The following is a 21,368-nucleotide window of genomic DNA, read 5'->3' on the forward strand; positions in this document are numbered from 1 at the left end:
AGAATCAAAGTTCTTTAAATGCTTCATAAGTCAACTCCCAACGCTTCACGGGTTGCTCAAAACTCAATGCCCCCGGAATTGTCTGGTATTCTTTCACCATTCTGAATCCAACCTTTTCCAGCATCCTATTTGGAGCTTGATTGAAGGAATAAGGCTCGCAGTACAATGTTTTAAGCTGAAGATTTTGGAAGAAATAAGGCAAACTCATTTTTACCAACTGTGCTCCGGCTCCTTTATGCCTGTTTTCAGCGTTCCAAAAATGGAGGTGCATAGAAGCTTCTTGCCCGAAAACTATTTTATTCACATTTGAATGCCCTACCGGTTTTCCATCAATTAGCCAAATAATACAATATGCTTGCTTTTCATTGTAGGAATGGTGCAATTGAGCAGAAATAAGATAAACAAGCTGCTGTTGATCAGGCATTTTATCCAAATCAACCCCCATGCTCTTTAAATAATCAGGTTCAGCGCTTGTCCAATAGTTAACCAAGAGCTCTACATCCTGTTGTTCAATTTCTCTAACCGACAAAAGATTTTCATTCATAATTATAATAATTAGCTAAAGAAACCCTGTATTTAGTTTAATTTCGCGTTTATACTAAGAGTTTCCCATGCAGTTCAGCAATGTTCAATTAATCAAAACTGCCGATGGCAGTTATACGCTTCTTCAACAAGATTTAATGCAAACCTATCATTCGGTAAACGGAGCATTACAAGAGGCAAAACATGTATTTTTGGAAACAGGACTGATGCATTTTCGCCTTCTTACAAACCCAAACGAAGTTAACATTTTAGAAGTGGGTTTTGGTACCGGCCTCAATTTTTTGGTTACTGCTGAGTATTGTGAACATGAAAATATAAAACTAAACTATTTTGGAGTTGAAGCTTACCCGGTTAGCCTCGAAGTCATTTCACAAACAGAATTCGAGCTTCAATTGACCAATCCTTCAATATGGCAAAACTATATTTCAAATTACACACGTTTGCTTAATGGAGAATTGATCGATCTGGGTGCCAATGTTAAGCTTAAAATTGAGCGTCAAAAGATATTGCAAACTAATCTATCTCCTACGTTCGATATCGTTTATTATGATGCATTTGCTCCGGCAATTCAGCCTGAGATGTGGTCTGAAGAGACGATTAGGCATGTTGCATCATTCTTAAAACCGGGCGGACTATTTGTAACCTATAGCATTACCGGTAACTTAAAACGAATTTTAAAATCATTGGGATTCACCATTGAAAAGCCTAAAGGAGCTGCCGGAAAAAGGGAAATGTTAAGAGCCAGAAAAGTATTTTAGCAATACAAATTTAAATTTTAGAAAAACGATTATTGCTTATCTGGTTAGATGTTCTCAATTTAATTATCCTTAGCCAAACTGTTCTGTTTAAACAGTTTTCAGAAACCTTGAAACTCTTTCCAACGAGGGGCGTTCATAGGCCAGAAATGCCTTGGTATAAATCTCTATTGCTGTGTTAAACCAGGGACCGTTCAGATCATTCCTTTCTTTAAACTGAATCATGTTAATTAAAGGGTTAACTATTACGACTCCTGCACTCATATTTAACAAAATGACAATTTTCTATTAATAACAATATTTGATATAATTTCATTATTCGAAGCAATAGTTTAACATTTTTAAATATTATAAAATATTATTTTGAAAAATTATCAAACTATATATATTTGTAAGACTAAAACAAATAATCAAATATCGAAATGGGAAACTCGCAGTTTGAAATTGAAAACACCCGTTATTTTCACCAGCTTTTACTTCAACTTCCTTTATTTTATTTTCAGGGCCAGTACTTTTGTTTTGATGATGTGAGAAATATTCCGCATGATTCTCAAAATCGTCGCTTGGCTAATCCTGAGGAATAAGCAGAGATTCTGATTTTCACGCCTTCATCTCCCATTCTACTTTTCAAACATTCTATCAAGCTTTGCCTATCTTTGCAGAACTAAAATAAATCTGCATGCTCGACGATCGTAAAATTATTGCATATAACCCTCAGGATGCTTTTCAACGTTTATTAATCATTATGGATGACCTACGTGCAGGTTGCCCATGGGATATGAAACAAACCCACGACAGTTTACGCCATTTGACCATTGAAGAAGTTTATGAACTTGCTGATGCAATTTTGGATAAAGACATGAACGAGGTAAAAAAAGAGCTGGGCGACATTATGCTACACCTGGTGTTTTATGCCAAAATAGCTTCAGAAACAAATGATTTTACCATTACGGATGTGTTAAACGGTATTTGCGATAAAATTATTTCACGCCACCCTCATATTTATGGAGATGTAACTGTACAAGATGAAGCAGAGGTAAAACGTAACTGGGAGCAGCTAAAACTGAAAGAAGGCAATAAGTCGGTTTTGGAAGGTGTTCCTGTGTCGTTGCCTGCTCTTGTAAAAGCGTCTCGTATACAGGAAAAAGCGCGTGGAGTAGGTTTTGATTGGGAAGAAAAACATCAGGTTTGGGAAAAAGTAGAAGAAGAACTGGCCGAATTTAGGGCTGAATTTAATGAAGACAAACCTATTGATAAGGAAAAAGCCGAAGCCGAATTTGGAGATTTACTTTTTTCACTTATCAATTATGCTCGCTTTTTAGACATTAACGCTGAAGACGCACTGGAAAAAACCAATAAAAAGTTCATCAAGCGGTTTCAATACCTCGAAAGTAAAGCCAAAGAAAATGGACAAAACCTTAAAGACATGTCACTGGCCGAAATGGATGTTTATTGGAACGAAGCCAAGAAGTTATAATTCTTCAATAAAATATTGAAACGCCTGAAATTGCTGAACAGTTTTAGGCGTTTTTAGTTTCAGCTCTGTTATACCTTTACAGCGTTAAATCACTCCACCTCAAAAAAAAGTTAACTTACCTCAAAAATTTGTGCAATTATCAGAAGAAACTTTATTTTAGGTTAAAAGTATTAATTCATTGAAAAGTAGAGCAAGTCAGCTGACTATACATATCTTAGGTTGTGCCATTTACATTACGGCTCTTCTTGTTCTGTCTCCGGAACGGAAATCCTTATTGGATTTATTTACCCGTTCAGGAGGTCAGCTTTTTATTACTGACAAATTACTGGTTTTAGCCTTCTTCTACCTAAACTATTTCGTATTAATACCCAAGTTTTTCTTTAAAAAGAGATATGCCATTTACTTATCATTGGTAGCATTAAGCTTATTAGCTATAATTCTTCTGCCCGATATGCTGATACGGTCTTGTCAAAACATTAATGACTTATCACATGGTGTAAGTGAGGTTAAGCGGTTCAAACCTAATAAATCCATCTTTGGGCGTTATTCGTTCAGGATAAGTCAAAACCTTTTCTTGTTCCTTTCAGCACTGTTTCTTTCTTTAGTGATTAAAATAAGTAACCGATGGAAACAAGCTGAGCAACAAAAATTAAGCGTAGAACTCTCTTACTTAAAGGCTCAAATTAACCCACACTTCCTTTTTAACACCCTTAATAGTATTTATTCATTAGCACTTGAAAAATCTGAGGCAGCACCGATGGCAGTTGTAAAACTGTCTGACATGATGCGTTATATCATTCATGATGCTAACCATGATTTTGTTCCTCTTGACAAAGAAATCAAATACATAACTGATTACATTGAATTACAAAAACTACGTTTCGGCAACTCTGTTGACTTGCAGTATGCTGTTACTGGTAATGTGTTTGGTAAAAAGATTGCACCTTTAATTTTGATTGCCTTTATAGAAAATGCATTTAAATACGGGGTAAATGCTGAAGAAAACTCCAAGATTAATATTGCTATCAATATTGAAAAAGACGAACTTCATCTATCGGTTGAGAACAACAAAGTTCATCATGCCTCAACAGATGCATCAAATGGCTTAGGAATTGAAAATGCAAAAAACCGTTTGAACTTACTCTACCCTTCTAACCATAATTTAATTATCAACAATAATTTGCATAACTTTTCAGTTCTATTAACTATAAATCTGAAATGATAACTGCAATTGCTATTGACGACGAACTTCCGGCTTTAAAAGTAATTGAAGTTTTTTGCAGCAAGGTTGATTTTATTGATCTTCAAAAGACTTTCAACAAACCTAATGAGGCTTTAAAACACCTTCGAAAGTTTCCCATCGATTTGGTCTTTGTAGATATCAACATGCCTTCCCTGAATGGTATTGATTTCTATAAATCAGTTGAGCAAAATACAATGGCTATTTTTACAACCGCCTATAGTGAATATGCTGTTGAAGGCTTTAATTTAAGTGCAGTAGATTATCTTTTAAAACCATTTACATTTGACCGTTTTGAACAGGCCGTAAACAAAGCAAACGAGTATTATTATTACAAAAACCAAATTAGTTCAACCAAAATCAAATACATATTTATACGTGCCGATTACAGTTTACTAAAATTAGATATAAGTGAGATTCTGTTTATTGAAGGCCTGGACGATTACTTAAAGATTCACATTGCCAATGGCAGACCCATTGTTACCCGAATGACGTTCAAGTCCATTCTTGAAAAGCTTCCATTAAACGAATTTGTACGTGTACATCGCTCTTTCGCCGTTCCTGTTAATAAAATGAATAGCATTAGGAATAAAACCATCACCATTAATAACCAGGAAATCCCCATTGGAAGCAGTTATGAAGAAACTGTAAATAAGCTATTGAAACATTAACAATCTTACTCTACCTCAACAAATTTCCGTTTCACCTCATTTTTTTCATTCTCCAATTTATTTACAACAAATTTGATTAACACGGTTTTGCTACAACCGGAAAATCATTTGAGCATGGAAAGAAAAGACTTTTTAAAAAGCAGTATCAATGGTATTATTGGAATTTCATGCATGGCACCAATCTTAATTACAGTTACCCTTAACGCACAAACTGGTGGATACGATTTGAATCACACCATTTATATATCAGCTTAATGCACACTTTCATCAAAAATAAAATTGCAGACACGGTGGTACCGGGGAAACTTCATAAGAGTGTTAATTTTCTTTCCGTATTCTTAATCCCCGGTTAACACACCTTCTAGGCATGAACGCATTAATTAAACTAGGATTTAAGCACCTCTTCACTATAAAGTCATCAACTGTTTTCGAGCAAAATGTTTTTCAAGATAGTTACAACGAACTTCTAATGCAAGCTCAAGCATTTGATGTTGAAAACAGATATACAAACTGGCAACAGCTTGCTAAAGCAATACCTAAAGCAGCTCAAACTCTACCGTATAAAGCCGGTTTCGCCATTGGCCTTTACATCCATAAATTGAATAGGATTGTTCCAAACTTTACTGATAACATTGGCAACCCTCTCCTGTTTAATGAGCATAAATTTGAAATAATCCAATCTGATTTTAAGGATAAATCGAAACATGTAGTTGCCTTAACTTACATTACTGACACTTTAATTTTAATTGACAGCTTTGGAGAGTACTTAATATTGGCATACAAGGAACAATCGACCGACAATACCCTAAAATCAACCTTTACTATCAAAATGCAACCTGGAATATCCGTTGTTTCATACCAATAGCTTTAAGCGTCCTTATGTTTAATCTATTTGCAGCTTCTTGTAATGAGAAAAACAAGTTGACTATTAATTAAAAACCATTAACTTTAGTTAACCCAACACCTGTTATTATGAAAATCACTTCCAAAACATTATTGGTTCTATTTATTGCAATATGGGGTATGATACTCTCATGCTCTAACAATAAAAACATTAAGGACGGCTACTTTAGTTCTTCCGATAAAGGAGTGCAAACAGGGGGAATAAAAATAATTCCAATTCAAACACAAAAGGGGAAATTCAATATTTGGACGAAAACAATTGGCAATAATCCTGAGATAAAAGTATTGCTATTAAATGGAGGACCAGGGGCCACTCATGAATATTTCGAGTGTTTTGAAAGCTTCTTTCCCAAAGAAGGCATTGAATTCATTTATTATGATCAATTAGGGTGCGGTAATTCCGATAACCCCAAAGATACTTCACTTTGGGACCTTCCTCGGTTTACTGAAGAGGTTGAACAAGTTAGAACTGCATTAAACCTAAACAAAGACAATTTCTATTTACTTGGTCATTCTTGGGGAGGTATTTTAGCCATGGAATATGCTATAAAATACCAGCAAAATTTAAAAGGGCTTATCATTTCCAACATGATGTCAAGTTCCCCTGATTATGATAAGTACGCCAATGAAGTACTAGCCAAGCAAATGAATCCAGCAGTTCTTGATTCAATAAGAGCTATTGAAGCTAAAAATGATTTTGAAAATCCAAAGTATATGGAATTATTGCTTCCGAACTTTTATGAGAAACATATCTGCCGTATACCTGTTCAAAAATGGCCTGAACCCATGAATCGTTCGTTTGGCAAAATAAATCAATCCTTATACGTTACCATGCAGGGCCCAAGTGAGTTTGGAATTTCAGGCAAATTAAAAAAGTGGGATAGAAAAAATGATTTAAAAAACATTAGTGTCCCCACTTTGATCATCGGCTCAAAACATGACACCATGGATCCGGAGCATATGAAATGGATGGCAACTCAAGTACAAAACGGCAGTTATTTATTTTGCCCAAACGGCAGCCATATGAGCATGTATGATGATCAGGAAACTTACATGAATGGTGTTGTCAAGTTTATTAAAGCAATTGCTGAAGGAAAGAAAAAGGTGGATTTATAGTATTAATACTTAATAATAGTGATTACTTCATTAGGCGCTTTTATAGTTTTTGCTACATTAGCGCCGTAGTTCATAATGTTAGGTCGTATGGGATTAGAGTTTAATGTGTATTCTGTAGTTTTACTAACAGCAGGACTATTTACGCTATTCATTTCTTGTTTAATTTTCAAAAAATTAGACGGAACCAGACGCTGGTTCTCTCTACTTACATTTCTTATTTCTTTATGGGCTATTACCTATGGCTTTGAGTTAAGTTGCCTAACCTTAGCAGATATGCTTTTTTGGATAAACCTTGAGTATATCGGTATTGCTTTTTTACCTACAGCCTGGATTTCTTTCATAATTCACTTTACTGGAAAAGAGAAATGGTTAAGTTGGCAAGCATTATTTCTAATCTTCATTATTCCGGTTATAACTGTTGGAATGGTGTGGACTAATACAGAACATCATCTCCATTATACAACTGTAAGTATTGATAAAGAACATGCATTTCCTTTACTCAATATTAAACCCGGAATTTGGTATCGTGTTTTTACAGTTTATTTCTATTTTCTCTTAGCATGGGGTGGTTACCTTTTAATTCGCACCTTCAAACAGGCTGATCAAATCTATAAAAAGCAAAACAGAAGCATTTTACTAGGAGCCTTTATCCCTTGGATAGTTAATTTTCTATACCATTTAGGACTAAGACCTCAGGAACATATTGATTTAACTCCTTTTGCTTTTATTGCAACCGGATTAATGATCAGTTTAGGTTTGCTTCGTTACAAGCTGTTTGATATCATACCTATTGGCAGAGAAAAAGTTATCAACGCAATGCATGATGGCTTTCTAATTCTTGATCATAATGACCGAATCGTTGATTTTAATGAAAACACCTTAACTTTTTTAGAGGGCATTATTCCTAATCCCTTAATTGGCACAAAGCTTATACAGCTGTTTCCTAATGCAAAACATCTCAACCAAATTGTTCAGGATCGGATAAACGGTAACACGGAAATTGAAGTTAACATTAATAATCAATCAGCTTTTTTTGATGTTTCGGTCACCTCTTTATTTCAGAAAAATACGATTTACAGTGGCGTAGCACTGATCTTCAGAGACATAACAGAATTAAAAAAAGATGCTATACAACTTAAAATACAATCAGATCAATTGTCGGAGCTGAATAAATTAAAAGACCGTGTTTTCACCATCATTTCGCACGATTTAAGAACACCAATTCATCAACTCGGTGATATTTTAAACATGACCATAAAAGGGATGATTAGTGAACAAGAGTTGAACTTATTAATGCCTGAACTTGCTAAAAGCGTCAAACAAACCGCAAGTGTTTTGGATAACCTATTGTTTTGGTCAAAAACACAAATACAAGGTAAGTCACCAGAGGCGGTGATATTAAATTTATTTAATCAAGCTCAAGCCGAAATTGAATTCCTCACCCCAAGGGCATCAGAAAAAAACATTTCAATTGAATGCCAAATTGAAAATGATCTGAATGCTTTTTCTGATAAAGAAATGACTCGACTTATTTTACGAAACTTAATAAACAACGCCATCAAGTTTTGTAATCCAGGAGATGTAATTACAATTTCAGCAGTAAATAACAAAGATAACTTTGCAGAAATATGCATTAAAGACACTGGTACAGGTATCAAACCAGAAATATTAAGCAAACTTTTTTGCTCAACCACATTTTCAACCCCCGGCACCTTTAATGAGCAAGGCTCGGGTTTAGGCCTGCTGCTATGCAAAGATTTTGTTGAAAAGAATGATGGTAAAATTTGGGCCGAAAGCATTTGGCAGCAAGGCAGTAAATTTTATTTTACTCTGCCTGTTGCATCCCATTTAAAAGGTAACGGTAACAAAGATTCTTATAAGGAAAAGGCGCTTGATTTATTGCGTCCTAATTAGCCTGCATTTTAGCCTTTGAATAAATTCCCTCAATTTCTTTTAGTGCAAATTCATCCGGATTCAACTTTTTAAACTCTTCAATCAGCTGCTCGGTTTCTTCACTTCCTTCATGTGATTGAGAGAGCTCAATACAATTTTCCTTAATTATTTCGGCCAAAACCAATTCCCGTATTTTACCATTATACTGTTCTTTGGCTAATTCAAAACGTTCAGTAAAAGTGGACAACTGTGGATTTACGTTCAATACTTCAACATAATCTCCCACTAACAGATTGATATATCGAACCAAAAAATCCCGGTAATTAACCACAGGTAAATAAGCTTCAAATTGGTTCATTGCCATGGGTTCAAACCGCTTGTAAAAATGAACATTCACATCAGACCATGGAATTCCTAATTCATGAGCAATAAGGACATTTTGTGAAGGATACTTTAATAAGGCTAATAATTCAGAAAACTGAATGTCGACTATTTCCAATGCTTCAAAAAAGCGAACTGAATAGTCACCGTCCTTACCACGATTGTGCATAAAATATTCTTCCTGAAACTTTTTTCTGGCCTTATAATAATTAGCTAATGAATCTGTAAATGCCGTTTCAGATAATAATACAGCTTGAGTATATGATTTATTATATAGTCCTATATTATTGTTTAAGGCGGTAAAAGTTCGCTGTCGGTGCTCCAGTGGCTTAATAATCGTAAAATCCCTTACATCAAATACAAACCTCTTCTCTCTTTCCAATAAAAAATTATTGACAATCTCTCCGCAGTTGTAGTATTTAAGTGTGTTTTTTAGCCCTTGTTTTACATCACCTGTCATATACAAACTATAATCAGGAAATAAAAAGCCTTTTATATTATTATTCAACCAATCTGACTCATTACTGAGGCTAAATAAAGTTAAAGACGGTTCTGTTACCCTAAGAGTGTCTTCAAAAGAACCATCATCATGCAAACAAATGCTGTCAGTAAAAGCTTTTTTACCAAAATAGCCTTCACGATGAACAATTAAATAAGCGCCTGCCTTAGTGTTCTCAAATTGACCTGAAATGATTACAAAGCGTTCTTGAGAATAAGCTGTTACAGATAAGACAAGTAGAAAAAAGATGTATAGAGGTTTAGTCATAGTACAAAAGCACTGGAATCTTTTCTACGAAAAAAAGACCAAAAAGTTCTACTATTTGTGGAATAATGTGTAGTTAATTCAACTTTTCACACAAAATAGTAGCTGAAATGGGCTCAATATTAAAAAGAAATAGAATTGGCAAAACTAAACCATTACAACCATGAAGTTCAGACCGCACCTTTATTGAGATTTTAACCTGAGAATTATCCGTGGATTAAAGCGAAAAACAAAACTTAATTTCTATTTATTATTTAAATCGAAGTGCCTTTACTGGTGTTATTCGTGTAACAAGCATTGAAGGAATTAAGAGCATTAACATGCTGATTAAAAGAGTGCCAACATTGAGTATTAGCACTGTTAACCAATTAATCTCAATTGGGACAAACTTCATATAATAAGACTGCTGATCAAGTGAGATGAACTTAAACTTTTCCTGCACCAGACAGAAACCAATACCTATCACATTACCAATGAACATTCCTCTTAAAATGAGATAGGAAGCTTTGTAAAGAAAAATTTTTCGAATATTCAGATTGGTAAAACCTAAGGCCTTTAACAAACCAATCATATTGGTTCTTTCTAAGATGAGAATTAATAAAGCAGAAATCATATTAATACCTGCAACCAGTAGCATTAAAACTAGAATCACAATGGCATTAACATCCAGTAAGGCCAACCATTCAAAAATAGCTGGGAAACGTTCCCTGGCTGAATAAGCTGCTAAATCCTCTCCCGCTTTGTTAAAAATCTCTTTAGAAAGCGTATCAATTTTTTTGTAATCACTTACTGCCAGTTCGTAGCCTCCAACCTCCTGTTTACTCCAATCATTTAATCGTTGAACAACTTTAATATCTCCAATAACATACAATTTATTAAGCTCCTCAATTCCCAAATCAAAAATCCCGGCGATTTTGAACTTCCTACGGCGCATAGGTTCCTGTATAAAATACATTAGAACAACATCTCCAGCTTTAACCTTTAATCGATCTGCAGTAAATTTTGACAACATTATCTCATTGGTAACACTATCCTTGTTGAGTTTCAGAGTGCTTCCTGAAACCATTTTATCTGCATAAAAAGACCAGTCAAAATCCATATCAACACCTTTCAACACCACCCCTTCAATATCTTCATTTGCCGATATGATTCCTGTTTTAGTTGCAAAAGCCTGAACATGTGTGATTTCAGCAGTAGTTTTTAATAAATGCTCTGCCTGTGCATTCAGCTTAATGGGAGTATTTTCCAATGAAGTACTCAAATCATATTTAACTAATTGAATAGCACCAGAAAAACCTATTATTTTATCCCGTATTTCGGCTTTAAAACCGGTTACAATTGCAAATGAAGCAATCATAACAGCCAGCCCCAATGCAATACCTGTTATAGCAATACGAACAATTACCTTTGAAAAAGTACGTTGTGATGAGGAAGAAATTCGTTTAGCAATAAATAGTTCAGTGTTCAATATTTTTGCGCATTTTTAAAGGTAGTACAAAGGTGTGTGATTTTTCGAATATTAACGCACTCTTACAAAAGATATTTTTACAGCAGATAAGTTCCATAATTATGAAAAAAACAATCCTGTCCGGTTTTATTTTGTTACTTATTGGAATAGTAACCGGGTATTCTCAGATCGTTATCCCTCTTTCTAAAAAAAACAACCCGATTATAACCGGAGCTCAAAGAACAGCTCAATATTTCCCTTATTTAAAGAATAAGCAAGTTGGATTGGTTGTCAACCAAACTTCAACCATTGGCACCACCCATTTAGCCGACACATTACTCTCAGCGGGAATAAAAGTAAAAGCAGTGTTTGCACCAGAGCATGGTTTTAGGGGTGACGCTGACGCTGGTGAAAAAGTAGACAATACCATAGATAAAAAAACAGGCTTGCCAATTATCTCGTTATACGGCAAACATTACAAACCTTATCCTGAAGATTTTAATGGAATTGACGTAGTTATTTTTGACATTCAGGATGTAGGCGTTCGTTTTTATACTTACATCTCAACCTTACATTACGTGATGGAGGCCTGTTCGGAAAACGATATTGAATTGTTAATTCTCGACCGTCCGAACCCTAACGGTTTTTATGTGGATGGCCCTATTCTTGACCCTAAATTTAAATCATTTGTAGGCATGCACCCGGTGCCAATCGTTCATGGTATGACAATAGGTGAATACGCCAAAATGATTAACGGAGAGGGATGGTTAAAGGATGGCAAACAATGTAAACTAAAAGTGATTACTATGCAAAACTGGGATCACAACCGGGCTTACACATTACCTATAAAACCTTCTCCTAACCTTCCCAACAACCAGTCAATTTATCTATATCCAAGTATTTGCTTTTTTGAAGGTACCGAAATTAGTTTGGCCAGGGGTACATTATTTCCTTTTCAGGCCATTGGCGCTCCGGAGTTAACCAAGTATTCTTTCTCATTTACCCCCAAAAGTATTCCTGGAATGAGTAAAAATCCACCGCAAGAAAATAAGACTTGCTACGGAATCGACCTTAGAAATTATAATCTTTCGGGCATTGTCAAAACTAAAAAGCTTAACCTAAATTGGTTAATGGAAATGTACAAAGCATATCCTGACAAAGAGAAGTTTTTCTTGAAAACCTTATTCTTTGATAAACTTGCAGGAACCGATCAGTTACGTAAGCAGTTAATTGCCGGAAAAACTGAATCTGAGATTCGAAAAAGTTGGGAGCCAGCTCTTACTCAATACAAAGAAATGCGTAAAAAGTATTTATTATATAACTAGATTTTAGGTCTATGGTTATAGGTTTTACTCTTAAACCTATAACCATCCCGATCGTTTAAAAAATAAGTAGAGTATCATGCACGAACCTAAAGTGAGGGCCAAAGCGAGCGGGTATCCGAATTGCCAATCTAATTCGGGCATAAATTTGAAGTTCATGCCATAAATACCGGCAATCATGGTGGGCACTCCGATGATGGCTGCCCAGCCGGCAAATTTCTTCGACACTTCATTCTGTGAAATAGAAATCATGGAAAAATTGGCATCGAGGACATTGTTCAAAAGCTCCCTTCCAGTATCAACCATCTCGTTAATGCGAAGAACATGATCATAAATATCACGGAAGTACGGACGGGTATCCTCAGAAATCAGCTCTAGATCAAACCGCGTTAACCGGTTGCAGACATCAATCAGTGGTGAAACAGCACGTTTAACACTTAGCAATTCACGCTTGAGCCAGTAAATCTGGGCTGTAGTCTCGCGACTGGTTTTCTTTTTAAAAATATTCTCTTCAAGTATTTCGAGCTCCCGTTCCAGCGCATCAATCACAGGAAAATATTGGTCAACAATCGAATCCATCACTGCATATAAAGCAAAACCAGGTCCTTTGCGCAACAAATGCGGCGTGCTCTCACAACGGGCTCGTACTTCAGCGTATGATAACGTTGACCTGTGACGCACAGAAATGATAAAGTTATGCCCAAGAAAGAAGTGGGTTTCGCCAAAATCAATGCAGTGCTCTTCACTGTTCATTTGTGCAGTGCGTAAAACAATAAACAGCGATTCACCGTATGTTTCAATTTTAGGCCGTTGATGGGCCGTATGAGCATCTTCAATGGCAAGATCATGCAGATTGAACTCATCCTGCACCCGTTCAAGTATTTCCTCACCAGGCTCGTGAAGCCCAATCCAGATAAACTTATCGGGCTGTTGGAGAATTTGATTGATTGCGTTGAGTTCAACGTTTGCCACCCGTCGGCCGTCGGCATAAGCCGCACAATTAACAACTGCTCCCATTTCAAAACAGCTTTTAAGCAATTTACCATTTTTTGCCTATTGTATTATGCCAAACTTCTTTCCCTTAACTACCTTTGCAGCTCATTTATAGTTTATGAGGATAGTTTTTATGGGCACTCCTGATTTTGCGGTTGCCTCTTTAGATATTTTAGTACAAAACAATTACGACATAGCAGCAGTTGTTACCGTACCCGACAAGCCTGCCGGCAGAGGGCAACAGCTCAGTGAATCAGCGGTAAAAAAATACGCAGTAGAGAAAGGGTTAAAAGTCTTGCAACCTGAAAAACTGCGCAACCCTGAGTTTACCAGCGAATTACAGTCATTAAATGCTGATTTATTTATTGTGGTGGCCTTTAGAATGTTACCAGAAATAGTATGGAGCATGCCTCCTAAAGGCACTTTTAATTTGCATGGCTCTCTTTTGCCTCAGTATCGGGGTGCTGCACCAATTAACTGGGCAGTAATTAATGGCGAAAAAGAAACGGGAGTTACCACATTTTTCTTAAAACATGAAATTGACACTGGCAACATAATTTTCAACGCTAAAACGCCAATTACGGATGAAGACAATGCGGGATCTGTTCATGACCGCTTAATGGGAATTGGCGCTGAACTGGTGTTAAAAACTGTAAAAGCCATTGAATCGAACGCGGCTAACCCGATAAGCCAAGAGCAAGTTATTTCTGATCTTGGTCTTCAGCAAGCCAACCTTCTACATGCGCCTAAAATTTTTAAAGACGATTGTAAGATCAACTGGAACCAATCGACAGAGAAAATATTCAACTTTATTCGTGGATTAAGTCCATATCCTACTGCATTTACTGAACTAAATGGTCTAAGTCTGAAGCTATTTAAAGTTGACAAGGAGCTTGTTCAACATAACGATACACCTGAAAAGGTAATCTCGGATGGCAAAAAGTTTTTGAAGTTTGCCACTACAGATGGATATATTAATGTATTGGAACTACAACTTCAAGGTAAAAAACGAATGGGAGTTGAAGAATTCCTGAGAGGATATAGAATCTAACCACCCTTTCCCTTCGAAACTCAAGAGATCTTTTTAGCTAGCTTTTACTTCAAATCCCCTTCTGAGAAAATAAAACAATAAAACAGTTCTCTTACTTAGAAAAGAAGTAGAAATCCTCTTCACTAGTTTGATTAGTGATGAGGATTTTCTTTTATACTTATCTTATGCATTAAAACTTATAAACCACCCCGTTGATTTTGATTTCATCATATTTTTCATCAAGCCCAACTCCCTTACGAAAAGTTCTGAAATATATATTTGGTTTGCCAGAAACACTTTCTTCGTATTTAAACTTCATAGTATCTTCCGATTTCTCTATAACTGTAATTTTTATATTGTTGGGATTACTTAAGATCGTTGTTGCATAAAAAACTTCATCAAGTGCTTCATTAAAATCAGCAATTAGAACTTCAGGAACATCAGTATAAAAATTGTAGCCTTGTATTAATTTGTTTCCATCAATCCGGTAATAAGCATTGTCAAATGCGTCACCTCCCACCAATGCTTGATAATGAAAATATTCCTTCCCGTTTAATATTTTCTTTTCTTTAATCTCTGCGTAATTGTCACTATTTATTCTCCAATAATTACCAACCTGTAAAGGGAAAAAGCCTAAGTTTTTATCAATTGCAGGGGCAGGACTATCTTTTTTCTTACAAGCGACTCCGGCAATAGCAAAGAGAACAATAAAGGCTGTATAAATAAGTTTTTTCATGGGCTTCGATATATAGTAGATAACTTTTTATTCTACCTATACGAACGAAATGATCGATGTGTTAATTTAATTTTTTGTTAAAAATGATTTTTCTTCTTTAATGGCAGCAGCAACCAAGGTATCAATATTTGAAACAGGTTGTTGAAGCAGATAAATACCTGTACCATATTCACGGGCATGTTTGTTAGTTAACTCACCCACCTTTTTTACTGAATTAAAGAGTTTAAAGGCTCCTGCGTCATAATTTTTAACCCAATCAACATAAATCATGGTTTTAAAATCAAGTTTTTCAGGCAGCCATAACATAAAGCTCGCGTTCAGGCTTTGAACCGGCGGCAAGTTTAATTTCACACTTTGATTAAAATGATGAACGGCTCCGGCAAAACCATAATTATCACAAAAAATCACGGTTTGTTTTTGTTCCTCTATTGGAAGAGAATGATAAACTTTTGCCACTTTTTGGGCCACTTCGTCCCAACCGAACATGTCTGCATAATCTTGCGGAAGGTCATGAATATGCCCGTCTTCCCAACGCCACGGACCATCAATTCCTTTTTTTTGCATTCGTTCACCAAAAGCAATCATTTTAGGAACAGGAAGATAAGGGATACATATTGGTAATAACCGATAAAGCAACAATGCTGGAATAATTACAACAACAGGTCGAAACCAATAGCTAACCTTTCCATCTAACCATTGTTCAATTTTAACGGCTCCGGCAGCTAACAGCATTGGATAAATACCAAGCGTGTAATAGCTTTTTCCGCTCGTTAACATCAAAATAAAAACAACGAAGAAAGCCGTGAGCCCAATTACTTTATATTTTGATAATAATGGAGAAAACAGAAGAGCGATAAAACCAATGATCCAGATTGGGAGTACCGTTAGGTTCATGACAAGCTGATCTTTTAGAAAATCTAACGTATTTACATTGGTTAATTGAGTTTCCCTTAGTTCTTGCATATGATGCCATACCGGAAAATTATAGCTATACTGCCAAATCAAGTTGGGAAGGAAAATTAAAAAAGCAATTAAAACTGCGATCCAAAAATTTCGTTTACCAAATACGTTACGTTCTGGAGTTATTATAAAAGCAATGAGGGTAGACAGGATAAAAAATGCTGAGGAATATTTGGTCATCATACCTAAACCGAAAGCTATTCCAAGGTAAATCAACATGCTATCCGATCTTTCATTTAGATACCTTACAATCAAGTAGGCATACATTGTCCAAAAGAATAACTCAACAATTACAGGTTGAAATAAAACACTGGTTCTTACAAATGCAGAAGAAAACAAAACCAGGCAACATGCTAATATTTCGGCATAACGCTTCCCTCCCATTTGACGGGCAATAAGCCCCGTCAGCCCTACAATCATTGCCCCAAACAATGCCGGAAAAAGCCGTACAGCAAAAATTGACGTACCAAAAATAGTTTTGGTGACAAACGCCAGCAAAGGAACCAATGGAGGCACCTCAAGGTATCCCCAAGCTAAATGATCGCCTTCTGCAAGGTATAAAAATTCATCGCGATGAAACCCATAACTGCCTGACACTAAGAAGAGTTGTAGAAATTTGATTATAACGACTAGAACGATAACCGCATTACGAGTTAACCAGGAGCTGTTGTTTTCAGTCATTTTCAGGATGGATTGTTCCCCGAAGATATTACTTTAATTTTTCACAGCATAGCGGATATATAAAACAGACTCTTGTCATACAAAATCAATCACATGCTTCAGAACCAGTATATTGTAGGACTTTCTAAAGAACCCAAAGGGTAATTAGGATTTAGTTATATTGAAAACCGATTCAGCATGTCAGTTAACATTTTGGAATAATTATTAAAAAACCGCTTTTCCTGGTAGCCTACAACCCAACGGATACCCTGTGCAGCATTAGTCAGGAATATTTCATCGGCATCACGTAATGCTTCCGGACGTATTTTTAATTCATGAAACTTTAATCCGGTATGCAGACCCATTGCCAGTATTACTCTTCGCATTACTCCGGCAACACAGCCTTCAGTTAAAGCAGGAGTATAAAATTCGCCATTCTTTACCAAAAATAAGTTGGAGCTAATACCTTCAACCAGATACCCTTCATCATTTAGTAAAATCACATCATCCAAGCCTTTTTGCTGTTTGTAAACTGCCGCCAAAATATAAGGCAAACTGTTCCCGGTTTTTAAGCCCGATAAAGGATTGAAATTCTTTCTGACATCGTCATACAAATCAATAATCACCCCTTTCTTATTAATCTCATAAGCCGGCTCCTCCAATTTCTGCATCTCAATTACAAAAGTTCCCGTGTTAATTTCAGGAGTGTACAGTCCTCCCCCTTCCCTAAAAACAGAAATCCGAACGCGTGCCTGATCAAAAATCTTATTGCTCTTGGCCAACTGATGTACTTGATCATTTAAAAACTCGGCCGTAAACACCTTATGATTAGAAAAATATAATCGCTTCATGCCTTCCTGCAGGCGTTCAACATGATACTCCAGAAATTTCAATTCCCCATTAATCATTCTTACACTTTCAAAAAGGCTATCTCCGTAGCGAAAAGCCCTATTTTTAGCGGTAAACAAAGGTTGTTCTTCTGGGAGTATCTCCCCATTATAATTAATGAAATGACGCATTTAATTTTAAATTGATTAACAAGTTCGGATTATCGGTCCACCTTTTTATCCAAAATCTTTAATAATCCAAACCTGTAATTACTATTAATCTGATGACCTCTAAAAAACTATTCTTCCCTTTGGGCAGCGTACTTCCGCCATTTGTCCAAAGCAGCCTTAAAATCACTAGGCAGTTCCGTGTCAAAATGAATGTACTCCTTTTTTGTAGGATGAATGAATCCCAATGTTTTAGCGTGCAAAGCCTGGCGAGGCAAAAGCTCAAAGCAGTTCTCAACAAATTGCTTGTACTTACCAAAAACGGTACCTTTTAAAATTTTATTGCCTCCATAAGTTTCATCATTAAACAACGGATGACCAATACTTTTCATATGAGCCCTTATTTGATGTGTACGACCTGTTTCCAACTCACACTCAATTAGTGTAACATAGTTCAGGCGCTCCAGAATACGGTAATGTGTTACACTCCATTTCCCTTTCTCTTCGGTATCAAACATATCCTGTACACGACGATCCTTTGCGCTTCTACCAATGTATCCAGTAATGGTACCATCTTCGGTCAAATCGCCCCAAACCAAAGCAAGGTATTTTCTGGTGATAGAGTGATCAAAAAACTGGCGGGCCAAATGTGTCATTGCCCATTCATTCTTTGAGATAAGCAAAAGCCCAGAAGTATCTTTGTCAATACGATGAACCAAACCAGGCCGGCCATCATTGCCCGGCAGTGTTGGTAGCTGCTGGAAATGATATACCAATGCATTCACCAATGTACCGGTATAATTTCCGTACCCAGGATGAACAACCATGCCGGCAGCCTTATTAACAATCAACAGATCATTATCTTCATAAACAATCTCAATAGGTAAATCTTCCGGATACACCTCCGTATCTCGGGGTGGGTGAGGCATTACAATTGATATCTCATCCAAAGGCTTTACCTTATAACTTGCTTTTACCGGTTTTTCATTAACCAGTACGTTACCTGCATCTATAGAATTCTGAATCCGGTTACGGGAAAAGTTCTCCAACCGGTTCATCAAAAATTTATCAATACGCAACAACGATTGCCCTTTATCAACCACAATCCTGAAATGCTCATAAAGGTCGCTGGCCCCTTCAGGCTCATTAAACTCTTCTTCGTTGTATTCTTCGTTTTCAAGCATGAGCACAAAGATAAAGCTCTGCGCTCAAAAACCCGATCTCTTGAAAAAATCAACCCAAACAGAGTCTTTTAAAACTTATTAACAATTACTAAAAAAAATATCGCAATCAACCAATCACTTAACTGAAATGATAATTAGCTTTGTCGATAAATTAACTAAAGACCATATAGTATGATTAAAACCTTTACAAAACTATTTGTAATAACTACTTCTTTGGTTTTGGGCAGTTTAAATCTATTTGCCCAGGATGAAGTGGTAAACGTATTAAAAGCTAAAGAAGATGCTGGTAAACTTGCCCAGGCTTATTTAAATCCATTTTTAAAAGGTTTCGGAACTGGTTTAAACAATGGCTGGTTTCAAACTGCTAAAACCCATGGATTAGGCCGTTTTGACATTACCATCACTCCAAGTGTAAGTTTTGTTCCAACTGAAGGTCGTTCATTTGACTTGAAAACACTTGGACTTTCATCAAATGTTAGATACAGTCAAACCAATACTTTTTCGCCAACCTTAATGGGCGATAACAATGAAGGACCTGAGGTTGCTGTCTATGGCAAACATCCTGTAACCGGCAACGATGCGGAGCTGGCAAAATTTCGCTTACCTCAAGGATTAGGGTTTCATGTGGCTCCTGCCCCAATGGCGCAAGTTTCAGTGGGTTTAATTAAAGGAACTGAAGTTGGTGTACGTTTTATCCCTGCTCTTAATATGGGCGATGCCGGCAATATCAAACTTTTTGGTTTCGGCATTAAACATGATGTCAAGCAATGGATCCCAGGCATGAAGCTTCTTCCTTTTGATTTAAGTGTAATGGCTGCATTTACCAATCTTACTTATAGAAAAGGAACAGAGCTTACCCCTGACCAGGGAGCTTTACCCAAGTCAGAAGTTTATAATCAATCAACAGCTAACCAACGTTTAGAATTTACCAGCAAGGGCTTTATGACTAATGCTATCATCTCTAAGAAGATATCTGTTTTAACAGTATTTGGAGGCGTTGGTTACCAAAGTACAACATCGGAAGTGGGACTATTAGGAAAATATCCGATTACAACCGGAGTTAATGCTGTCGGTAATAAAACTTATGAAATTGTAACAGACCCTATTTCATTCAGCAACCGCGAAAGCAGCAGTATGAATTTAACTGGTGGTTTCCGTTTGAAATTTGCTGTATTCACTTTCCATGCTAGTGGAACTTTAGCTAAATACCCAACCGCAAATGCTGGTATAGGCTTTAATTTCGACTGGAAATAATACTACTTAGTTTTTGCTTTTCGGAAGTACAATTGAGCTAGGATCAATTGTACTTCTTTTTTTAGTCAACCTGCAATTGTAATGGCAAAATCATAAATTACCTTATGCATATTTACAGCCCTGTTGAAGAATTGAAAGATGATCTGTTTGATCAAAAGCAGGTTAGAGTTTTTATTAAACGTGACGATCTAATACATCCTTTCATTTCGGGCAATAAATGGCGTAAGCTGAAATATGTATTAGCCGACGCCAGAAGCTTAGATAAAACTCATTTAGTTAGCTTCGGCGGTGCCTATTCCAACCATTTGCTGGCACTAGCCTGTGCCGGAGCAATGTTCAATTTCAAAACCACCGGTATTGTAAGGGGAGATGAGCCGAGAATATTAAACCATCAGCTGTTTCTATGCAAACAGTTTGGAATGGAGCTGCAATTTGTATCGAGGGAAAAGTATCGACAAAAAGAGGACTTGTACAACGATCGATTCGGTAATGATGCCCAAACATATTTTATTGATGAAGGTGGGGCTGGTAGCCTTGCACTTCCCGGATGCGCTGAAATCCTTAACGAGTTACATGAAAACTATGACCATATTTTTCTGGCCTGCGGAACAGGGACCACATTGGCCGGAATTGCTCTAGGTGCGGCACAGCAGCATTTAACAACTCGAATAGAAGGAGTTGCAGTTTTAAAGGGAGCAGATTTCTTATATACCGATATTCAACAGCTCATAGGAAGCGAAGCGACATATACTCTTCATTTGGATTATCATCAAGGCGGTTATGCTAAAACCAACCCAGGTTATCTGAACTGGCTTTATTCATTCAATAAAAAAGGCCTTCTACTTGATCATGTTTACACGGGCAAAATGATGTATGCTGTTTTTGACCTTATTCAAAAAGATTATTTCAAGCCTGGTTCTAAAATACTCACAATCCACACCGGAGGTTTGATTGGACTTTTAGGCCTTGCCGACAAAGTTCAAATTGATTAACGATAGGTAGTATCCACTCGTTTTCCACGCTAACACCCAATATTTTATCATTC

At 36.4% G+C, this 21,368-nt stretch carries 23 protein-coding genes; 13 read left to right on the forward strand and 10 right to left on the reverse strand.

Annotation, left to right across the window (positions count from 1 at the left end; translation table 11 throughout):
- Positions 1 to 4: 4 nt before the first annotated feature.
- Complete coding sequence (locus tag L2B55_RS13255; protein ID WP_237846534.1) at positions 5 to 544, reverse strand: GNAT family N-acetyltransferase; 540 nt, start codon at positions 542 to 544, stop codon at positions 5 to 7.
- Positions 545 to 611: 67 nt separating this feature from the next.
- On the opposite strand from L2B55_RS13255, the gene mnmC2 reads away from it, so the two are divergent.
- On the forward strand, positions 612 to 1,301 hold the full coding sequence (gene mnmC2 / locus L2B55_RS13260; RefSeq protein WP_237846536.1) for a tRNA (5-methylaminomethyl-2-thiouridine)(34)-methyltransferase MnmC2: 690 nt from the start codon (positions 612 to 614) through the stop codon (positions 1,299 to 1,301).
- Between the two features lie 87 nt (positions 1,302 to 1,388).
- Here mnmC2 and L2B55_RS13265 read toward each other — a convergent pair whose 3' ends face one another.
- On the reverse strand, positions 1,389 to 1,562 hold the full coding sequence (locus tag L2B55_RS13265) for a hypothetical protein (protein ID WP_237846539.1): 174 nt from the start codon (positions 1,560 to 1,562) through the stop codon (positions 1,389 to 1,391).
- A 158-nt stretch (positions 1,563 to 1,720) separates the two neighbouring features.
- On the opposite strand from L2B55_RS13265, the gene L2B55_RS13270 reads away from it, so the two are divergent.
- The 7 genes from L2B55_RS13270 (at position 1,721) to L2B55_RS13300 (ending at position 6,705) form a co-directional block, all read left to right on the forward strand.
- Positions 1,721 to 1,882, forward strand: coding sequence for a hypothetical protein (locus tag L2B55_RS13270; RefSeq protein ID WP_237846541.1), 162 nt, complete (start codon positions 1,721 to 1,723; stop codon positions 1,880 to 1,882).
- A 95-nt stretch (positions 1,883 to 1,977) separates the two neighbouring features.
- Positions 1,978 to 2,775 carry a nucleoside triphosphate pyrophosphohydrolase gene (gene mazG, locus L2B55_RS13275; protein WP_237846544.1) on the forward strand — a complete coding sequence of 266 codons (798 nt, stop codon included), beginning with the start codon at positions 1,978 to 1,980 and terminating at the stop codon, positions 2,773 to 2,775.
- 178 nt (positions 2,776 to 2,953) lie between these two features.
- Positions 2,954 to 3,997, forward strand: a complete 1,044-nt coding sequence (locus L2B55_RS13280) for a sensor histidine kinase (RefSeq protein WP_237846547.1) — start codon at positions 2,954 to 2,956, stop codon at positions 3,995 to 3,997.
- Positions 3,994 to 4,686 (forward strand): LytR/AlgR family response regulator transcription factor, encoded by a 693-nt coding sequence (locus L2B55_RS13285; RefSeq protein WP_237846548.1) that lies wholly within the window; start codon positions 3,994 to 3,996, stop codon positions 4,684 to 4,686. Before L2B55_RS13280 ends, L2B55_RS13285 begins: the two co-directional genes overlap by 4 nt.
- Positions 4,687 to 4,800: 114 nt before the next feature.
- Positions 4,801 to 4,941, forward strand: coding sequence for a hypothetical protein (locus tag L2B55_RS13290; RefSeq protein ID WP_237846550.1), 141 nt, complete (start codon positions 4,801 to 4,803; stop codon positions 4,939 to 4,941).
- Between the two features lie 112 nt (positions 4,942 to 5,053).
- Entirely contained in the window at positions 5,054 to 5,551 is a 498-nt protein-coding gene (locus L2B55_RS13295) for a hypothetical protein (RefSeq protein ID WP_237846554.1), read from the forward strand.
- Between the two features lie 107 nt (positions 5,552 to 5,658).
- Entirely contained in the window at positions 5,659 to 6,705 is a 1,047-nt protein-coding gene (locus L2B55_RS13300) for a proline iminopeptidase-family hydrolase (protein ID WP_237846557.1), read from the forward strand.
- Between the two features lie 2 nt (positions 6,706 to 6,707).
- On the opposite strand, the gene L2B55_RS13305 is transcribed toward L2B55_RS13300, so the two are convergent.
- Positions 6,708 to 6,857: a hypothetical protein gene (locus L2B55_RS13305; RefSeq protein ID WP_237850323.1), complete on the reverse strand. Its 150-nt coding sequence runs from the start codon at positions 6,855 to 6,857 to the stop codon at positions 6,708 to 6,710.
- Between L2B55_RS13305 and L2B55_RS13310 the strand changes: the two genes are divergently transcribed.
- A complete protein-coding gene (locus L2B55_RS13310; RefSeq protein ID WP_237850295.1) occupies positions 6,793 to 8,619 on the forward strand; it encodes a sensor histidine kinase in 1,827 nt (608 codons plus the stop codon). The two genes, L2B55_RS13305 and L2B55_RS13310, sit on opposite strands and share 65 nt — an antisense overlap.
- Here the strand turns inward: L2B55_RS13310 and L2B55_RS13315 are convergent.
- Both L2B55_RS13315 and L2B55_RS13320 read right to left on the reverse strand, forming a co-directional pair.
- The gene (locus L2B55_RS13315; RefSeq protein WP_237846559.1) at positions 8,612 to 9,745 is read right to left on the reverse strand and encodes a hypothetical protein; all 1,134 of its coding nucleotides are present in this window, start codon (positions 9,743 to 9,745) and stop codon (positions 8,612 to 8,614) included. The two genes, L2B55_RS13310 and L2B55_RS13315, sit on opposite strands and share 8 nt — an antisense overlap.
- 247 nt (positions 9,746 to 9,992) lie before the next feature.
- Complete coding sequence (locus tag L2B55_RS13320) at positions 9,993 to 11,210, reverse strand: ABC transporter permease (protein WP_237846562.1); 1,218 nt, start codon at positions 11,208 to 11,210, stop codon at positions 9,993 to 9,995.
- Positions 11,211 to 11,311: 101 nt separating this feature from the next.
- Between L2B55_RS13320 and L2B55_RS13325 the strand changes: the two genes are divergently transcribed.
- Positions 11,312 to 12,514, forward strand: coding sequence for an exo-beta-N-acetylmuramidase NamZ family protein (locus L2B55_RS13325; protein ID WP_237846565.1), 1,203 nt, complete (start codon positions 11,312 to 11,314; stop codon positions 12,512 to 12,514).
- 36 nt (positions 12,515 to 12,550) lie between these two features.
- Here L2B55_RS13325 and corA read toward each other — a convergent pair whose 3' ends face one another.
- Positions 12,551 to 13,528 (reverse strand): magnesium/cobalt transporter CorA, encoded by a 978-nt coding sequence (corA, locus tag L2B55_RS13330; protein WP_237846570.1) that lies wholly within the window; start codon positions 13,526 to 13,528, stop codon positions 12,551 to 12,553.
- Between the two features lie 94 nt (positions 13,529 to 13,622).
- On the opposite strand from corA, the gene fmt reads away from it, so the two are divergent.
- Complete coding sequence (gene fmt / locus L2B55_RS13335; RefSeq protein WP_237846572.1) at positions 13,623 to 14,555, forward strand: methionyl-tRNA formyltransferase; 933 nt, start codon at positions 13,623 to 13,625, stop codon at positions 14,553 to 14,555.
- 169 nt (positions 14,556 to 14,724) lie between these two features.
- On the opposite strand, the gene L2B55_RS13340 is transcribed toward fmt, so the two are convergent.
- The 4 genes from L2B55_RS13340 to L2B55_RS13355 all read right to left on the reverse strand — a co-directional run bounded on the left by L2B55_RS13340 (position 14,725) and on the right by L2B55_RS13355 (position 19,069).
- Complete coding sequence (locus L2B55_RS13340) at positions 14,725 to 15,270, reverse strand: hypothetical protein (protein WP_237846573.1); 546 nt, start codon at positions 15,268 to 15,270, stop codon at positions 14,725 to 14,727.
- 66 nt (positions 15,271 to 15,336) lie between these two features.
- Positions 15,337 to 16,911, reverse strand: coding sequence for a glycosyltransferase family 39 protein (locus L2B55_RS13345; protein ID WP_237846574.1), 1,575 nt, complete (start codon positions 16,909 to 16,911; stop codon positions 15,337 to 15,339).
- A gap of 155 nt (positions 16,912 to 17,066) precedes the next feature.
- Positions 17,067 to 17,909: an aminotransferase class IV gene (locus L2B55_RS13350; protein WP_237846577.1), complete on the reverse strand. Its 843-nt coding sequence runs from the start codon at positions 17,907 to 17,909 to the stop codon at positions 17,067 to 17,069.
- A 107-nt stretch (positions 17,910 to 18,016) separates the two neighbouring features.
- A complete protein-coding gene (locus tag L2B55_RS13355; RefSeq protein ID WP_237846579.1) occupies positions 18,017 to 19,069 on the reverse strand; it encodes an RluA family pseudouridine synthase in 1,053 nt (350 codons plus the stop codon).
- A gap of 171 nt (positions 19,070 to 19,240) precedes the next feature.
- Between L2B55_RS13355 and L2B55_RS13360 the strand changes: the two genes are divergently transcribed.
- Together L2B55_RS13360 and L2B55_RS13365 are read left to right on the forward strand one after the other, a co-directional pair.
- Complete coding sequence (locus tag L2B55_RS13360; RefSeq protein WP_237846580.1) at positions 19,241 to 20,323, forward strand: DUF6588 family protein; 1,083 nt, start codon at positions 19,241 to 19,243, stop codon at positions 20,321 to 20,323.
- Between the two features lie 104 nt (positions 20,324 to 20,427).
- Positions 20,428 to 21,315 carry a 1-aminocyclopropane-1-carboxylate deaminase/D-cysteine desulfhydrase gene (locus L2B55_RS13365; protein WP_237846581.1) on the forward strand — a complete coding sequence of 296 codons (888 nt, stop codon included), beginning with the start codon at positions 20,428 to 20,430 and terminating at the stop codon, positions 21,313 to 21,315.
- The last annotated feature ends 53 nt before the right edge of the window (positions 21,316 to 21,368 follow it).

This window comes from Solitalea lacus (assembly GCF_022014595.1).
Lineage (GTDB): Bacteria > Bacteroidota > Bacteroidia > Sphingobacteriales > Sphingobacteriaceae > Solitalea > Solitalea lacus.

Excerpts from the sequence above, each read along its gene's own strand:
- L2B55_RS13345 (WP_237846574.1), bottom strand. The coding sequence starts at position 16,911 with ATGACTGAAAACAACAGCTCCTGGTTAACTCGTAATGCGGTTATCGTT.
- mazG (WP_237846544.1), top strand. The coding sequence starts at position 1,978 with ATGCTCGACGATCGTAAAATTATTGCATATAACCCTCAGGATGCTTTT.
- L2B55_RS13350 (WP_237846577.1), bottom strand. The coding sequence starts at position 17,909 with ATGCGTCATTTCATTAATTATAATGGGGAGATACTCCCAGAAGAACAA.
- L2B55_RS13340 (WP_237846573.1), bottom strand. The coding sequence starts at position 15,270 with ATGAAAAAACTTATTTATACAGCCTTTATTGTTCTCTTTGCTATTGCC.
- L2B55_RS13355 (WP_237846579.1), bottom strand. The coding sequence starts at position 19,069 with ATGCTTGAAAACGAAGAATACAACGAAGAAGAGTTTAATGAGCCTGAA.
- L2B55_RS13315 (WP_237846559.1), bottom strand. The coding sequence starts at position 9,745 with ATGACTAAACCTCTATACATCTTTTTTCTACTTGTCTTATCTGTAACA.
- L2B55_RS13325 (WP_237846565.1), top strand. The coding sequence starts at position 11,312 with ATGAAAAAAACAATCCTGTCCGGTTTTATTTTGTTACTTATTGGAATA.
- L2B55_RS13305 (WP_237850323.1), bottom strand. The coding sequence starts at position 6,857 with ATGAATAGCGTAAATAGTCCTGCTGTTAGTAAAACTACAGAATACACA.
- mnmC2 (WP_237846536.1), top strand. The coding sequence starts at position 612 with ATGCAGTTCAGCAATGTTCAATTAATCAAAACTGCCGATGGCAGTTAT.
- L2B55_RS13300 (WP_237846557.1), top strand. The coding sequence starts at position 5,659 with ATGAAAATCACTTCCAAAACATTATTGGTTCTATTTATTGCAATATGG.
- corA (WP_237846570.1), bottom strand. The coding sequence starts at position 13,528 with ATGGGAGCAGTTGTTAATTGTGCGGCTTATGCCGACGGCCGACGGGTG.
- L2B55_RS13290 (WP_237846550.1), top strand. The coding sequence starts at position 4,801 with ATGGAAAGAAAAGACTTTTTAAAAAGCAGTATCAATGGTATTATTGGA.
- L2B55_RS13360 (WP_237846580.1), top strand. The coding sequence starts at position 19,241 with ATGATTAAAACCTTTACAAAACTATTTGTAATAACTACTTCTTTGGTT.
- L2B55_RS13285 (WP_237846548.1), top strand. The coding sequence starts at position 3,994 with ATGATAACTGCAATTGCTATTGACGACGAACTTCCGGCTTTAAAAGTA.
- L2B55_RS13255 (WP_237846534.1), bottom strand. The coding sequence starts at position 544 with ATGAATGAAAATCTTTTGTCGGTTAGAGAAATTGAACAACAGGATGTA.
- L2B55_RS13270 (WP_237846541.1), top strand. The coding sequence starts at position 1,721 with ATGGGAAACTCGCAGTTTGAAATTGAAAACACCCGTTATTTTCACCAG.
- fmt (WP_237846572.1), top strand. The coding sequence starts at position 13,623 with ATGAGGATAGTTTTTATGGGCACTCCTGATTTTGCGGTTGCCTCTTTA.
- L2B55_RS13310 (WP_237850295.1), top strand. The coding sequence starts at position 6,793 with ATGGGATTAGAGTTTAATGTGTATTCTGTAGTTTTACTAACAGCAGGA.
- L2B55_RS13365 (WP_237846581.1), top strand. The coding sequence starts at position 20,428 with ATGCATATTTACAGCCCTGTTGAAGAATTGAAAGATGATCTGTTTGAT.
- L2B55_RS13265 (WP_237846539.1), bottom strand. The coding sequence starts at position 1,562 with ATGAGTGCAGGAGTCGTAATAGTTAACCCTTTAATTAACATGATTCAG.
- L2B55_RS13295 (WP_237846554.1), top strand. The coding sequence starts at position 5,054 with ATGAACGCATTAATTAAACTAGGATTTAAGCACCTCTTCACTATAAAG.